The sequence below is a fragment of the Phocaeicola sp. GP0067 genome (assembly GCF_031119655.1).
GTDB classification, from domain to species: domain Bacteria; phylum Bacteroidota; class Bacteroidia; order Bacteroidales; family Bacteroidaceae; genus Phocaeicola; species Phocaeicola vulgatus.
Window position 1 is genome coordinate 207,457 of record NZ_JAVHZY010000003.1, and the last position, 17,557, is coordinate 225,013.

At 45.5% G+C, this 17,557-nt stretch carries 8 protein-coding genes; all 8 read left to right on the forward strand.

Annotation, left to right across the window (positions count from 1 at the left end; translation table 11 throughout):
- The first annotated feature begins 234 nt into the window (after window positions 1-234).
- On the forward strand, window positions 235-3,696 hold the full coding sequence (locus tag RE317_RS04190; protein ID WP_008669513.1) for a TonB-dependent receptor: 3,462 nt from the start codon (window positions 235-237) through the stop codon (window positions 3,694-3,696).
- A gap of 21 nt (window positions 3,697-3,717) precedes the next feature.
- Window positions 3,718-5,508, forward strand: a complete 1,791-nt coding sequence (locus tag RE317_RS04195; RefSeq protein ID WP_008669515.1) for a RagB/SusD family nutrient uptake outer membrane protein — start codon at window positions 3,718-3,720, stop codon at window positions 5,506-5,508.
- A gap of 178 nt (window positions 5,509-5,686) precedes the next feature.
- Window positions 5,687-7,483, forward strand: coding sequence for a hypothetical protein (locus RE317_RS04200; RefSeq protein WP_008669517.1), 1,797 nt, complete (start codon window positions 5,687-5,689; stop codon window positions 7,481-7,483).
- Entirely contained in the window at window positions 7,471-9,645 is a 2,175-nt protein-coding gene (locus RE317_RS04205; protein ID WP_008669519.1) for a hypothetical protein, read from the forward strand. The genes RE317_RS04200 and RE317_RS04205 overlap by 13 nt, the downstream gene beginning before the upstream one ends.
- Window positions 9,638-11,749 carry a hypothetical protein gene (locus RE317_RS04210; RefSeq protein ID WP_008781832.1) on the forward strand — a complete coding sequence of 704 codons (2,112 nt, stop codon included), beginning with the start codon at window positions 9,638-9,640 and terminating at the stop codon, window positions 11,747-11,749. The genes RE317_RS04205 and RE317_RS04210 overlap by 8 nt, the downstream gene beginning before the upstream one ends.
- 41 nt (window positions 11,750-11,790) lie before the next feature.
- Window positions 11,791-12,900, forward strand: a complete 1,110-nt coding sequence (locus RE317_RS04215; protein WP_008669523.1) for a glycoside hydrolase family 105 protein — start codon at window positions 11,791-11,793, stop codon at window positions 12,898-12,900.
- A 23-nt stretch (window positions 12,901-12,923) separates the two neighbouring features.
- Window positions 12,924-15,317: a right-handed parallel beta-helix repeat-containing protein gene (locus tag RE317_RS04220; RefSeq protein ID WP_008669526.1), complete on the forward strand. Its 2,394-nt coding sequence runs from the start codon at window positions 12,924-12,926 to the stop codon at window positions 15,315-15,317.
- Between the two features lie 25 nt (window positions 15,318-15,342).
- Window positions 15,343-17,553 (forward strand): glycoside hydrolase family 3 C-terminal domain-containing protein, encoded by a 2,211-nt coding sequence (locus RE317_RS04225; protein ID WP_008669528.1) that lies wholly within the window; start codon window positions 15,343-15,345, stop codon window positions 17,551-17,553.
- Window positions 17,554-17,557 lie beyond the last annotated feature (4 nt).

A 17,557-nucleotide genomic window follows, 5' to 3' on the forward strand; every position in this document is an offset into this window, starting at 1 on the left:
GGAATATAATATGAAAGAACTATCACCTTAAAGTAACAAAAAACATACGGGAAAATATTGGCGTATCTTCCCGTATGGAAAATCGGTTTTCAAATTAAAGCTTGTTTGGCGACAAGCTCAATCAACTAATTTTAAAACTTAAGTCATTACAAAAGTATGAAAAATAATTGTAGTATCCAATTTTCGAGGATACCAAATCGTCTATGGCTTTCCTCGAAAAAAATCCCAAGAACTATGAAACTATTTACTCTTTTCTTTGCTTGTTCCCTAGGACTGGCTCATGCATCCGAATCGTATGCGCAGACGGCCATAGTCAATGTGGAGGTACAGAATAAGACTGTAGGGGAAATTTTGAAAAAAATTGAAAAGCAATCGGATTTTGATTTTTTCTTTGATAATACGCTTATTGATTTAAACCGTCGTGTATCAGTAACTTCTCGTAATAGTGATATCTTTAAGGTGCTGGAGAAGGTATTTAAAGGTACAAATGTGAAATATTCTGTTTTGGATAAAAAGATTGTCCTGACTATTAATGCTGACAATGTACAGACAGCGCAGCAGACTACTTTTAAAGTAACCGGAAAAGTAGTGGATGAAAATGGAGAGGAAATCATTGGAGCTTCCGTATTGGAAAAAGGAACAATAAATGGTACTGTCACTGATATGGATGGAAACTTTGAATTGAAAGTTTCCGGCAAGGAGGTTATTCTCGAGGTCTCTTATATCGGTTATAGCAAAGCCATAGTAAAAACAAAAGCAGGTACTATTACAAAAGTTGTATTGAAAGAAGATACGGAAGTGCTGGATGAAGTCGTTGTCGTAGCTTATGGCACTCAGAAGAAATCAAATTTGACAGGTTCTGTAGATGTAGTTAGCTCCAAAGAAATGGAGAACCGTCCGGTCACCAGTGCAAGTTCTATGTTGCAAGGTAAGGCTAGCAGTATTACATTCAGCACTCCGGCAGGTGGTAATGCTCCGGGATCTGCACCTACTCTTCAAATTCGTGGTCAAGCTGCTTTGAGTGAAACTACTCCTCCCTTAGTTGTTATTGATGGTATTCCTTCGGATATGGGGGCTTTTAATGCGTTGAATCCTAATGAAATTGAAAGTATTTCCATTTTGAAGGATGCTGCTGCTTCGGCTGTTTACGGTGCTCGCGCACCTTACGGTGTGTTGCTTGTTACCACTAAGATGGGAGGACGGAATGAAAAGGCTGTAGTAACCTATTCAGGCAACTATGGTATTGTCAATCCAATCAATATGCCCAAAACACTCGACTCATACACATTCGGAGTGATAAGAAACCAATCCTATATAAATGCACGCTCGCAGGCCCCGTTTACTGATGAAGATTTGGATATTATCAGAGATAATATTCTGAATCCAGGTAAGTACTCTTTGGCTGACTTGGTGTCTGATTCTGGTAATATGTGGGGAAAGTCGTTGGTCAATACTGATTGGATGAATATAATGTTAAAATCTTCTTTCCGCCATCAACATGATCTCTCATTAAAAGGAGGTAGTGAAAAGTCTTCCTATTCAGTATCCATAGGTTATGTATATCAGCCGGGTATTTTGAATTTTGTGGAAGATATGGACAATTATAGTCGTTTTAATATCAACGCAGCTATTGAATCGGATGTTGCTAATTGGTTGAAAGTGACTTACCGTAATCGCTATTCGTTTGCTGTAACGAAAGAACCAGTCAGTGAATATGCCGGTGGACGCCAGCGAATGTTTGATTATGCGTTTGGTGCTTGGCCTACCTCTCCACTTCAATATCCTGATGGAAGTTATGCAGGAATTATTGCGACTAGTATGAATGGTGGTATGAAAAAGAACATGGGGCATCGTCTCGATAATATTTTGGCTTTCGATTTTAAACTGGCTGAAGGATGGACTGCACACGTGGACGGAACGTGGCGTATGAACTTCAGTGACTACCAAACTTTGCGTATGCCGGTATATGGAACATTTCCTTCGGGGGATGAATATTTGATAAATGGTACAGAATCTTCTATAGATAAAGCTACTGCTTCCAACCAATATTGGACTATACAGGGATATACGGCTTACCAACTGCAGCTTAAGCGTCATTCATTCCGTATCCAGTTGGGTGCGCAGGCAGAAGAGAATACCTACAGAAAACTGTCTGGTACAGCCAAAGAACTTTTCGTCTATGATATGGAGTCTGCGCACATTGCCCAAGGTAACCGTACATTTGATGATTCTATAAATGATTGGGCTACCGCAGGTTTCTTCGGACGTTTTAACTATAATTGGGCAGAACGCTATTTTGTGGAAGTGAATGGTCGTTACGATGGATCCGGACGCTATTCCAGAGGAAACAGATGGGGCTTCTTTCCCTCAGTATTCGGCGCATGGAATATGAGTAATGAACCGTTTTGGGAAAAACTGAGAGATGTAGTGAACTATGCTCGTGTGAAAGTTTCATATGGGACACTGGGTAATCAAGGTAATTCCGCAGGATATTTGCATATTCCTACCATGGAAACAGCAGCTCAAGGTCCATGGATTATTAATGGTAAACGTCCTACTTATGTAAAAACTCCAGGTTTGTTGAATAAGGTGCGTACTTGGGAGAAGATCACGACATTTGATTTAGGCTTGGAAGCTAGATTCTTGAACAACCAACTGTCTATGGAATTAGGTTACTTTAATCGTTGTTCTTGGGACATTATCGGTCCTCCTACTCCGTTGCCTGCTGTATTGGGTGCTAATGCTCCGTCTGTAAATAATGCAGAATTGGTAACTAAAGGCTTTGAAGCACAGCTTAGTTGGAGAGATAAGATTACTTCGAGATTGGATTATAGCATAGGTTTGAACCTAGCAGATGCTACCACAGAAGTAACAAAATATAATGCAACTTCTAAATCATTAGATTCCAACAAATGGTATGCAGGAAAGAAATTCGGTGATATTTGGGGGTATGAAGTAGATGGGTTGTTGACGAAAGATGACTTTGATGCTAATGGCAAACTGTTAATTGACCAAAGCAAAATTCATGCCAATTGGTATCCTGGTGATATCAAATACAAGGATTTAGATGGCGATGGCAAAATTACTCCGGGTAACTCAACAGCTGATGAGCCAGGGGATCGCAGAATCATTGGTAACTCTACTCCTCGTTTTAGATATGGTATTAATTTGGCTTTGGGATATGAATTTGAAAAAGCTGGTCGATTGGATTTGAGTATGTTCTTCCAAGGTGTGGCTAAGCGTGATGTATTTATGAGCGGATCTTTCTTCTTCTTCGGGACAGGTGGTAGTGATAGTGGTTCTTCTGCTGTTTCAATTTATGATAATAAATGGCATAAGGACTTCTATAGGGATGAAACCTGTAACTCACGTTTGTTGGAATTGATGGGGGAAAACAAAAATGCATTCTTTCCACGCCCTTATGAAACAACTGAAGGAAACAAGAATTTTCAGACCAACACTAGATTTTTGATGAACGGTGCTTATCTTCGTATGAAGAACTTGCAATTGTCTTATACATTGCCCAAACAATGGGTTCATAAAGTGGGAATGAGTAATTGTCGTGTTTATTTCTCTGGAGAAAATTTGTTTGTCCTCTCCGGCCTGCCTTCTTATATTGACCCGGAATCGGTGAATAACGGAAGAATGTATCCGCAACAGGCAGTTTATTCATTTGGTGCTAATATTAGTTTCTGATAAATGTAAAAAAATTGAAATATGAAATATAATAAGATAATACGGAATTTTGCATTGATGGTCGTGGCCTCTTCTACACTTATAGCCTGTGATGATTTTTTAGACAGAGAGCCACTTGATCAAGTTTCTCAACCTACATTTTGGAAAACGCCTGAACATTTAGATGCTTATATTGTTGGTAAATATGGATGGCTTCCCGGGGCTATCACTGACTGGGGAATGGGTTATTTTGTAGCTGATATAACTTCAGATAATATGGTGAACCGACTTACTCATGACAAATGGATGAACGGTGAAAATAACACCACCCCTACATCTGGAGGAAATTGGAAGTGGGGACCTGTTCGTGAAATTAATATGTTTTTCGATAATTACTCCAAGTGTACTTCTCCTTTCAGCGCTTATGAACAGACTTATGGCGAAGCATGTTTTTTGAGAGCATTGGTATATCATGGACTTGTGGCTAATTTTGGTGACATACCTTGGTATTCATCTGAACTTAATACTACGGACGAGGATATGTATAAGGCCCGTGACAAGCGTTCGGTAGTCGTCGATTCAATTATGAATATGCTAGATCAGGCGGTGGAACACTTGAAACTGCGTTCGGCGGTGGGTGTAAATCGTTTGAACAAGGAGTCGGCACTAATCTATAAGTCACGAGTGGCTCTGTTTGAAGCTACTTGGGCTAAATATCACAAAGGAACTCCTTCGGCTTCAGATGTGGATGCTAACAAGTATTTTCAGAAGGTGATTGATGCTTACGAACAGTTTAAGCACGATTGCGGAAACTTTGAAGATTATATCTATACTACCGGAAACCCGGACAAGGACTACTATAACCTGTTCAACCGCTTTGACTATTCCGATATTAAAGAGGTAACGTTGAGCAAGGATTATAATGCCAATTTGGGTATTAAGAATAACCTGAATACACAGGTCTGGCTGTATGGATACTATGGTGGCGCCTATACCCGTAGCTTGATTCAGAGCTATCTGACGAAAGAGGGACAATCTATCGACATTACCGACGAGGACGCCGTGAAGGGAAAAGGCGTCGCTTACCTGAATGATTTGGCTGAGAAGCTGGATTCCCGCTACAGACAGAGCGTATTCACTCCGGGCGACTTGCTAAATACGGTTACACCTCCTTATGTAGACTCGTTGTTTGCTTTGCCACAAATCAACTTCTCGCACATGGGACGTATTACGACTACCGGCTGGCATCCTAAAAAATCCCACAATCCGGAGGCTCCTATTGTTAATCAGACCGACCCGTTAGTAGATGGTATCAGCTTCCGTGTTGCCGAACTGTTGCTGAACTATGCGGAGGCATACGTGGAGTTGCACGGAACCTATCCTGACCTGACGGACAATATCGACCTGCTACGCAAACGTGTGGGCATGCCTACCTTGACATCGGTGAAACCTACTGTAGAGGATTACTGGCCCGACTACGGTTATCCCGTTTCCGATGAACTGGCTATTATACGTCAGGAACGTCGTGTGGAATTGGCAGGTGAAGGTTATCGTACCAACGATTGGAAACGTTGGAGAGCACACAAGCTGTTTGAGGGCGAACGTCCGAAAGGTTTCCGTCTGTGCGTGGAAGATTATGCCAACGAAGTTGAAAAGAACATTCCCATACCGGTAGATGAAAACGGTTATCTAGACCCGTTGAAGACTAGCCTGAACGGTGGTACTTACCACTTTAATGCAGACCGCGATTATCTGAGCCCGATTCCGACGGATGAAATCCTGAAGAATCCGAACTTGACCCAAAATCCGGGTTGGGATACTCCGAAAATGTAATTAGTCTAATTTTTGTGTAAGATGGAAGACGGTGTGTCAAAACTCATCACGGCTTGCACAGATTGACACAGATTTTTTTTTAGACATTGAATAGTTGAGTTGGATAATCTGTGACAATCCGGGTAATCTGTGGTGGAAATCGGTTTTGGCACACTTTCTTTTCTAAAAACAGAATCGTATGAAAAGAAAATCTAATGCCATTTGTTTGTTGTTGATGCTTGTCGTGACTGCCTGTGCCGGAAGAAAAGAGTACAATGATGGCTATATAAAATATGGTCCGTTAGAAATTTCACAGACGGATAAAGAGATATTACTTGAAAAAATCCGGGAGTGTGACCCGAAATATGACCCGGAAGGCTGCATGCTGACCCAAGTTCTGAACGGATGGAACTATCACACAGATGCCCAAAGTGGCACTTACCACGATACTCGCGCTTCGCTGTTCTATGCCGTGGATTTGTTCGATAGCCAGGAACCGCAATACGAACAGCGTGCCATCGACATTGTAGATAAGGTCATATCCGTGCAGGATACAGACCCTAATTCTCCTTCCTGCGGTGTTTGGCCCTATTTTGAGGAGGAGCCGTTGGCAACGAAAAAGACGCCGATAGACTATAACTGGGCGGACTTCAATGCCGTTTGTCTGTTGGATATCTATATGGAACACCAAGATCGCCTGCCTGCCGAGTTGCAGGAGAAAATGAAGAATGCACTGATTCTTGCCGCCCGATCGGTACAAAAAAGAGATTGTGAACCGGGCTACACTAACATTGCTATTATGGGAACCTACGTCACCTACATGGTGTCCCACCTCTTCGACCTGCCCGAAATGAAAAAGTATGCCAATGAACGCTTATATACTTTTTATCAATATACACAAGAACAAAAAGGCTTTACAGAATATAACAGTCCCACCTATACTATTGTGGCACTGGATGAACTGAACAGAATGCAGCGTCATATAGTAGAGCCGGAAGCTAAAAGGATGATTGATGAGTTGTATGAAATGGGGTGGGAAATGATTGCACGTCATTATCACAAGCCCTCTGGACAATGGGTAGGTCCAAATAGCCGCTCTTACAGCACCTTAACTGATGCTTCCTTCTATGACATCTTGAAAAAGGCTTCCGATGGAAAAATCGATTTGGGTTGCGGCAAGCCGCGTGCAGACGTAAAGTCCACTCACCACATCCCCGAACATCTGCTTCCTTACTTCTTGGAGCCAGAATATCCGAGAACGGAAATAGATGTCTTCGAATATAACGAACCTCAAATAAAAGGATATACTTATCTTACAGATGAATACGTGCTTTCCACGGCTTCACGTTCCAGTATGTGGAATCAGCGTCGCCCATTAACTGCATACTGGGGAACGGTGGACTGGCCGCACTACCTGCAAGTGCGTTTCCTGCACGACTTTTTCGATTTCAGCACCGTATATATGCACACACAGCAACAACAGAACAAGGTGGTGGCTGTGATGGACTTCGGAACGGATGGAGGAGACAAGCACATTACCATCGGACGCATTGAGGAGGGCAAATTCAAGGCGAGCGACCTGCGGCTTCGTTTTGAGTTGGGTAATTGCCGGGAGACTTGCATCCAGCTGCCTTCCTGCGACAACGATGCTTTTACCTTGGAAGTGGAGGGGGTGCAAATAGCCATTCAGTTGCTTGAGGCCCGGTTCGGTTCTTGGAAAGGACATTGGGAACAAGGGAAAGACGAGAAGAATGCCTGGATAGATTATGTGATTTATGCTGGTGAGGAGAAGGATTTTGATTTGACAAAGATAGACCAGGCTGTCTATGCATTGGCTTTGTCAGTAGGAAGCAAGGTAGATGAGGTAGCCATAAAGGATACCAAGTCGATTCTTTCCGAGGGAATGTTGCAGGTTTCATGGGGCAGATTGTCCGTCGAAGTACCTGTAAAACCGACTGAAAAACCGATTAAATCAGTAAGCCAATGGTTCTATTGAGATATGCCAAAGCACTACTGAGTTGCTTGATTTTCTGTTCCATACTGCCTGTGTTTGCCACGGTACAAGAGATGGAAGTGATCTATACGTCGGAACTTGCCAATACCCGACATCCTTTGGTAGGGTATTGGTTCATCACTCCCGAAACACTGGAGGGGGATGTTTACTTGAAGCAATTGGAAGAGTATGCCCGGACCACTCCTTACACCTTAATTTTTCTGACGGCGCGCAACGGCGTAGATTTTTATGATGTAGAAACCATGCATCCGGTGTTTGAACGCCTAGTGGCGAAAGCAGACAGCTTGAACATCGGCATCGGGCTGCAAGTCTGGCATGCACGAAACTATACGGAGGAGAATTGCAGTCGCACGATTGTGGAAACGGAAACCAGACTGAATGCCAACGGTACTGCCGTGTGCAGCAACAAGCCGCATCATGTCCGAACGGTAAAGCCGTTCAAACAGGAACTGTTGCGTGCCTACGCTTTCCAGAAATGTGGCACGGATACCTACAAACCCGGTTCTCTTCACGAAATCACCCGCTGCTGTGTGCAGAAAGGAGACGTGGATAGGTTCCAGATAGAGATTAACGCTGGCGAGGAACTGGCGGGCTACGATGTGTATGTGATGTCGGAAATTTATTATGAATGGCCGACTCTGTTTGCCGATTACACGCTTGACAGCTATTACCGGGTGTTGAAAGCCTATTCGGACATCCCATTCAAAGGAATCGGTTTCGACGAGTTCGGCTACATGGCTGTACAGCCTGGCTTCATGATGAAGGACGACGAAACGTTCCGCATCCGTCATTATTCGTTGGCAATGAAGGAACAATATCGCCACCAATACAACCGGAATCTGGATGAAGATTTGTTCCAGATGCGCTATTCGCCCGAGGGAAATGACACCGAGAAGATAAAGGCGAAGAACTTTTATATGGATGTGATGAGGCATGGACCTTTGAGAGCGGAAAGAGCCTTGGCGCGTTTTGCCAAAAAACTCTATGGCACGGACGTTTTCTTGGGACTGCACAATACCTTCCATAATGCGTTTGATGAGGATGAAATCTGGTCTACCGGCATCAATTGGTGGACGTTGCCCCGCGACTATGGGCATAGCGATGAAAACATCGCCACTGCCATACAGATGGGAATCGGCATGGCGAATACACAGAATGTGATGTACAACATGTATTATCACAGAAATTTGGATATTTTCGCAAGCAAAGCTTTGACGGATTTACAATATGGCATACGGACGCACTACCATGCCATCAATGACAAAGGTGCATGGGGAGTCTCTTTGGAATCTTCCGAAGTGGCTCCTACTATATGGAAAGTGGAGCGCATGGCGAAACTGCTGAACCATTTCAACGCTACATACGCCGACTGCCGTATTTTGGTTATTGCCGGCATGGAGGCGTTGGCAAACTGGTATCCTGATTACGGGAAACGGGGCAGGTATGACATTAACAACACCTTGCAGTTTCAGGAGAAAGTGCAGGAAATGTGGAAGGCGGGCTATCTGAATGCCTTGGTGCCGACTGATTTGATAGAGAACGATGTACTGACACTGAACCACGAGTACAAACCCATGATGAACGGACATGTCTTTGAGGCGGTCGTTTTGCTGAACCCTCAGTATATCAAGCCCAAAACCGCCGATTTCATCAGACGTTATGTCAATGCCGGAGGTAAGTTGCTGTTAGAAGGGGAAGCGCAAAATGACTTTTATGCGAATGACCTCAGTGAGTGGCAAAAGGAGGTGGCAGGAAAGGCTGTGGCAACCCGTTTCTCGCTGGAGAATGTGGCTAAGTTGGGGATTCTTCCCAACGGCTATGTTGAAGGGAACCGTTGTGCGGACGGTGCCGTGGTTGTGACGGATTATCTTTCGTTGAAAAACGACTCCCGCACTGAGTTCTCTATCCGGGTGGGTAATCATGTGTACACTGGCAAGTATCAGGGAATGGTGGCGTTGGATATTGATGAAACAGGGACAATCAAACGTTTGGCTTGCGGTGCTTTCGATGAGTTGTTCCGTGACGGGAAGTCAATCCTAAAAATAAAATCGCCAGCGGACATTGTATTGGTTACAGATAAACAAGGTCTGAAGATGACGGTAGTCGGTTCGGAAAAGAAAAACAAATTAATATACCATGAATAGAATGAAACGTTTTAATTATACTTTTATTTTACTTCCGTTCTTGGCTTGCTGGTTGTTGTTGGCAAGCTGCGGTGGCATGAAAGTGGAATGCGAAGGCTTTGAACCTTCCGTTACTACGAAGTTGGTGGAAAAAGATATGAAGCTGTATCTGAAAGAGATACCCGGAGCAGAGAAGGTGAACTACGTCTTGTGTGTGGACTCCACGCTGGAGGATGGATCGTTTGGTTATCGGGTGGAAGAGAACCGGATATGCCTGATAGGCGGAGATGAACTGGGAGCTGCGCACGGTTTCTATACGCTGCTTGAGGAACTGGGCTATACGTTTGATGTGACCGGCGTTTCCAAGCCTGGGGTGAAGAAGAAACTTTCACAGATAGAGAGCAAAATGGTAACTCCCAAAGTGCGTTGGAGAGGAATCCGCCAACATGTGAATTTCCCGATGGACATTTCTTCTTATAAGATAGAAGATGCCAAGGAGTATCTGAACTCTTTGCTGCGTATGCGTTTTAACAAACTGGTGATTCACAGCTATCCGGGTCAGTGGTACGAAACGCAAATAGGAGACAGCTTGGCGCTTGCCGGTAATTTCTTCTATGGAAATGTGCATTACATGTATGACAACGAACGGTTGAAAAAGAACGTGTCGAGAAATGACAGCATTTTTTGTATACCGGGTGCCGAACCCCTCTTTTCCAATCCTGCCGAGCGTAGCCGATTTGCAGTGGCTTGGATGCAGAAGCTGATAAACTATGCCGCTGATTTGGGATTCTATGTGCAATACTCTTTCGAGCCTCGCTACGCAACCATTGAACAAACTGTGCAAACCACCGAAGACATCCTGAGAAGCTATCCCCGACTGAATGCCTTGGAGATGATAACGGAAGAAACCGGAGGATGGGGACCGCGTTGCACGGAAGAGGAGGTAAGAAACACACTGAATGAATATTTCCCGGAGGACATTGCCAATGATTCTACGGTATGTGCTCCCATTCGTTCCCAACAGTCTGACTTGAATGCCTTGTATAAGCAGGTAGGTATCATTGTGAAGACTATAGAGAAGTTGCAGGCAGAGAAGCACGATGGACCGGAATTGAAATTAGGTATCTATTCTTCCATCACGGATTATACGAAAGGGGGGTACCGGTTGGCACGTCTGGCTTTGCCGGAGACTCCTATCTGTCTGATGCCTTCGCATGGAAGCGAGGGAACGGCACAGGCTGTCATGGACGTCATCCACACTCCGGAGGATATGCGTCATACGGAACTATACTCCTGGATAGAGTTTGACGGATTGATGTACCTGTATCAAAACTCGGTTGAGGGCAATGCACGTCTGATGGGATATATCGAGCAAATGCTGCCCGGTGAACAGCATGGCTCTTTGTTGTATAACCACTGGCGGACGGCAGAGAACCGAACATCGGCGCGTTATGCCGCGGAGTCAACATTGAAAGGGAAGCTCTCTTCCTATTTTTTCTATCAGGAGTATGCGGCAAGATTGGGCATCGAAGATGTGGAAAGGTATGACAGTGTAATGACAATGGTGAATGAAGGAGATAGTTATGCCAAGAAACACTTGGGGAATATTGGCTTCTGCTGGATGGGAGCCTGGCGTGCGGGAGGTTCGTACACGTGGATGAGAAAGGAACAGATAAAAGCTGCGCATGATTACTATCTGGAAGCGGGAAAAGTCCTGTCCGACTTGATTAAACCGCTCGATAAGTCGAGTGAAGCCTTTCGTTATCTGTCGTTCATCGGTAATCGGATTCTCTGTTCGGTTATCTATTTGCAGGCTTTCGAAGAGGCTGTTGAGATACAGACCATTCGTAAGGAAGAGGATGGAACGGTTTCGGAAGCGGAACAGCTACGTGCGCAGGAGATTTGTAATCGTGCCTTGTTGCTGTTCGACCAATACATGGAAGTGCATGCGCAGATGATGCCTGATCGTGGATGCGAAGGAACTTTAGTAAGCCTTTGGAATGCGCCTGTCAGAGGATTGAAGATCTATCGGTCTAAATTGGGAGGGGTGGCGCCCGAGGAATTGCCTCGTAGCAATAAGCCGGTTGACGCACCGCCTTTGCCCATCTTTTACGAGAAAAAGTAATAGTTGTATCTTTTATAAATTTATATCAAACAAATGAAAATATGAAATATGTTTTATGCTTGCTTTTGGCGTTGGTTGTTGGAGGGAAAAGTTTTGCAAAAGGTAACGGAGATTTGAATTTGAAGAATTTTCCCGAAGGATATGTCCCGAAAGAGATTGGTGCCAAGTTGGGCCGCCACTTCATACCGGGCAAACACTTTCTGCATGATGGCAAATGGATTCATTATGCCGAAGTTTGTACGTGGCTGGGGGCTTTGCGCTATGCCCAGGTAGCCGGTGATGATGAACTGATCGGAATGTTGGAGAAGCGTTTTGAACCTTTGTTCACGGAGGAGAAGGTGTATCTCCCGATTAAGAACCATGTCGATTTGAACATGTTCGGTTGTTTGCCTTTGGAATTTTACCGAATCACTAAGAATCAGAAATATTATGATTTGGGAATGCCTTATGCCGACACGCAATGGCAATTGCCAGCTGACGCCAGTGACCGAGAAAAGAAATGGGCGCAAAAAGGCTTTTCTTGGCAGACCCGCCTTTGGATTGACGATATGTTTATGATTACTATTGTACAGAGCCAGGCATACCGGGTGACAGGAAACAAGGAATATATTAATCGGGCGGCAAAGGAGATGGTTTATTATCTAGATGAATTGCAATGCGAGAACGGATTGTTTTATCACGCCCCAGACGTTCCTTTCTATTGGGCACGCGGAAACGGCTGGATGGCAGCTGGCATGACGGAATTGTTGAAAGCGCTTCCCAAAAACAATCCAGAGCGTAAACGTATTTTGAAGGGATATTTGACGATGATGAATAGCTTGAAAGAGTATCAAGGAGAAAACGGAATGTGGAACCAGCTGGTGGACCAGCCGGACTGCTGGCCGGAAACTTCAGGCTCGGCAATGTTTGCTTATGCCATTATTACCGGTGTGAAGCAAGGATGGCTCCCCAAGAAAGAATATGCCCCGATTGCGCGAAAAGCGTGGTTGGCACTTGTCCCTTATATCAATGAGCAGGGCGATGTGACTGAAGTATGTGTGGGCACCAATAAGAAGAATGACAAGCAGTATTATTACGACCGTCCCCGCATAACCGGCGATTATCATGGGCAGGCACCCTACCTTTGGTGCGTAACGGCGTTGATGGAGTAATAACGTATAAACTATATTGCAAAATGAATATCAAAAGGTTTTTGGGATTTGGTTGTATGTTGGGGCTTTTTTTAGGAAGTTCAGCTAAGACCATTGATGTATATGTATCCCAACAGGTTTCAGGACAGGGAGATGGCAGTAAGAACAATCCGTTCGTTTCCCTTCAGCAGGTGACGGAAAAACTCAAAGAGTTGCGTGCAAGCGGGAATATCGATCCGGTAAATGTATGTATTGCCCCTGGATTGTATGAACTGGAGGCTCCGTTGCGGATGACTTCCGAGCAGAACTCCGGAAATGATGGAATGGTGACATTCCGTTCGTGGGGAAAAGGAGACGTCGTATTGAGCGGCGGCAGGCACATTACGGATTGGGTGGAAATAGAATCGAACCACTGGGTGGCAGAATTACCAGAAGTGAAAAATGGAAATTGGTATTTCCGACAATTATTTTCCGGGCATAAACGTTTGGTACGTGCACGTACCCCTAATGAAGGATTCTTCAGAACAAAAGGTGGGCTTTCCATTATAGGAAAAGCCAATCGTGTATTGGGTGATTCTGAAAAGGAAGCAAAATTCTGGTTATCACGTTGTGGTTTTGCGTATACAGGCGATGACGTTCGTTATTGGGACGATTGGCAGAACGCCGAGATATTGACCTTCCATAGTTGGGAGTGTTCCTGGCAATCCATCTTGTCGATAGATACGCTTAAAAATGAAGTCTATTTCACCTCTCCTTGTCGCTATCCTGTAGGAAATTTCGGACAGAATATGCGTTACAGGATTGAAAACATACGTGAGGCTTTGGATGAAGCGGGGGAGTGGTTTCTTGACAGGAAAAGCGGCAAGTTGCACCTGCTGACCAATGAGGGGGAAAATCCCAAAGAGATGAATATCCATGCTCCCCGGTTGGAACGCATTGTGGATTTCGAGGGTACCGCCCAGTATCCGATAGCGAATGTGCAGTTTGAAAACATTGATTTCCAATATACCTCTTATCGGATGGGGCTGTATGACATTGCTCCCAACTGGCCGGCAGAAATCCAGAAAAGCATTCCCTATTTCCCTTCGGATATTCGACCGGGATTTACGGGCGCACAGGCAGCACCTACGGCAGGTGCCTCTTTACATTTTGAATATGCTGATAATATTACGTTCGGACAGTGCGGCATGCGTCATTTGGGAGCTATCGGCGTAGCCATAGCCAAGGGATGCCGTGGCATAAAACTGAATGGTTGTGAAATCTCTGATACCGGTGCGGGAGGCATATACATTGGCTTTGATATCCGCCAGGTTAAGGAAGCCGGTGTGCCGGAACGTGACGTCCCTCGCGATAATGTGATAAGCAATTGCTTGATTACCAGCCTTGGACATGTTCATCCTGCTGCCGTTGGCGTATGGATGGCTCAGACTTCCAATAACAAGATTCTGAAAAACGAAATATCTTATGTAAGCTACAGCGGCGTGAGCATGGGATGGACCTGGGCTTTTGACCCGAATTACACCAAGAACAATTACATCGCCCATAACTACATACACCATGTGGCACAGACGCTGGGTGATGCTGCGGGCATTTATTCATTGGGCGATTGCGAAGGTTCGGTATATGATGGTAACTACATTGACCAGATATACAAAGGTGAGGGAGTCTATGGCGTGGTAGACGCGATGGGATTTGATGAGTGCAGTTCGAAAATCACGATAAAGAACACGGTGGTGGGCAAGGTAAGCGGTAAGGTTGCCAGCTTTGGCAGAAGTTCATCGGCGGAATTGCAGACTTGGGAAAATAATAATTTCGACATGAACACTCCCAGACCAGTCTTCGACAATCGTCCGGGTATGGACGCCGAACAGCTGACCGTACACGCTTGTTTTCATCCGATCAGCACGTTCCTCAATTTGTCGGGGCGGAAGGAGCAGCGTTGGATTGTACGGAAAAACGGCTCGTTCGGTACGGATGGATTCTATGGTATGCTCATTCAGGGAAAGCAGGCTGTAGCCTACTTGAACATAGGCGGAGGCAACGACAACCTGTATGAGATAGCTTCGGGTAATGTGGTGGAGGATGATAAGGAGAATACGGTTGCCTTCAGCTATGACGGCAAGACGTTCCGCTTCTACTTCAACGATGAACTGGTGGGCGAAAAGACCGTTGACAAGAAACGTACTCCGGGAAAGGGCAAGCTGGAGATAGCGCCTATCAGTTCCAATTCATTGCGTAATGGCATACAGAAACTGTATATAGCCAATCGGGCGATAGTGCCAGCTGAGACGGCAAACGTTCCTGCCTCTTTCAGTTGGACGGCTCCCAAACCGAAGAGGCTGTCGATTGATGTGCAGAAAGTTATCCGTGAAGCCGGACCGGATGAAAAGTACTTGAGGCATTTTGCCTTTCAAGCGGAACGCGGATTGAAAAAATAAGGAAGGATTTAATGAAGAAACCAATATGAAGAAGATTTCACTTTATTTCGTGTTATGCTTTTGGTCTTTTGGGGCGCAGGCGCAGGTGGAAAATCTCCCTTTCAGGAATGCTGATTTGCCCTTGGAGGTGCGTGTGAAGGATCTTGTAGCACGATTGACGCTGGAGGAGAAAGTACTGTTGATGCAGCATCATTCTCCGGCTATTCCACGTTTGGGCATACCGGCGTATGACTGGTGGAACGAGGCATTGCACGGCGTGGCGCGCACGTTGGAGAAGGTTACTGTCTTTCCGCAGGCCATCGGCATGGCGGCTACCTTTGATACAGAAGCCTTGCAAAAGATGGGGGATATTACCTCTACGGAAGGACGTGCGCTTTTTAATGAAGATTGGAAAGCGGGTAAGACCGGTACGCGGTATCGCGGATTGACTTACTGGACTCCAAACATCAATATCTTCCGCGATCCCCGTTGGGGACGCGGACAGGAAACGTATGGAGAAGACCCTTATCTTACCGCCAAGATGGGCGCGGCAATTGTACGCGGCTTGGAGGGAGAGGATCCGCATTATTTGAAATCGGTAGCCTGCGCCAAGCATTATGCAGTGCATAGCGGTCCCGAATACAATCGCCATTCATTCGATGCTCGCCCCTCTGTCTTTGATTTGTGGGATACCTACATGCCGGCTTTCCGCGAACTGGTTACGAAAGCAAAGGTACACGGGGTGATGTGCGCTTACAATCGGCTGAACGGTCAGCCTTGTTGCGGCAATGACCCCTTGCTGGTGGATATTCTGCGCAACCAGTGGCATTTCGACGGATATGTCACATCCGATTGTTGGGCATTGAAAGACTTTGCCGAGTTCCATAAGACGCACCCCGAGCATACAATAGCAATGAGCGATGCCCTGCTTGCCGGTACCGACCTGGAATGTGGCAATTTGTATCATTTGCTGGCAGAGGGTGTAAAGAAAGGGCTGCACTCGGAAAGGGATATTAACGTATCTTTAAGCCGTCTCTTTACTATCCTATTTAAGATAGGTATGTTCGACCCGGCAGAACGAGTGCCCTACAGCTCCATCGGACGGGAAGTCTTGGAATGCGAAGCGCATAAGCAACATGCGGAGCGCATGGCTAAGGAATCTATCGTCTTGTTGGAGAATAAGAATCACATTTTGCCTCTTGATGCTTCAAAGATAAAGAGCATAGCCTTGATTGGGCCCAATGCCGATAACGGGCAGACCCAGCTGGCTAATTATTTCGGGACTCCTTCTGAAATCGTTACTCCTTATATGAGTCTGAAGCGACGCTTGGGCGATAAGATTAAAATTAATTATTTGCCGGGAGTAGGTATCGTGGATAAACTGAAGGATGCTCCGTCATTCGTACAAGTAGCTCATAAAGCCGCGCAGTCGGACGTTATTGTTTTTGTGAGTGGTATAAGTGCCGATTATGAAGGTGAAGCCGGAGATGCCGGAGCAGCAGGCTATGGAGGGTTTGCCAGCGGAGACCGCACCACTATGCAGCTTCCCTTGGTGCAGATTGAGCTGTTGAAAAAACTGAAGAAAACCGGACGTCCTTTGATTATAGTCAATATGTCGGGCTCGGTAATGAGTTTTGAGTGGGAAAGCCAGAATGCCGATGCGTTGCTTCAGGCATGGTATGGCGGACAAGCAGCGGGAGATGCCATTGTCGATGTGCTCTTTGGGCATTGCAATCCGGCAGGACGCATGCCGTTGACAACCTATAAAAGTGACAATGATTTGCCTCCTTTCGAGAACTATTCGATGCTTGGACGTACTTACCGCTACTTTAAAGGGGAACCGCGTTATCCGTTTGGATATGGCTTGAGTTATACCACTTTCGCCTATTCGGATGTGCAATGTGTGGATGAAACTCATACCGGTGATACAGCCCGGGTCACTGTTACCGTTTCCAATACGGGAGATTGTGACGGCGATGAGGTGGTGCAACTTTATGTCGTGCATCCCCAGGACGGCAGGAAGCAAATTCCTCTTTGTGCATTGAAAGGTTTCAAGCGGATTCATCTGAAACGAGGAGAGTCCACCAGTGTTTCTTTTACGTTGACGCCTGAGGAGTTGGCTCTGACGGAAACTGACGGCAATTTGGTGGAAAAGAACGGTCAGGTGACTCTGTTCGTAGGGGGAGGACAGCCCAACTATGCGGCAGGCGTATCTTCTCTGTTGACGATAAAGGGAGCACCTTATCAAGTTTGGTAATAAT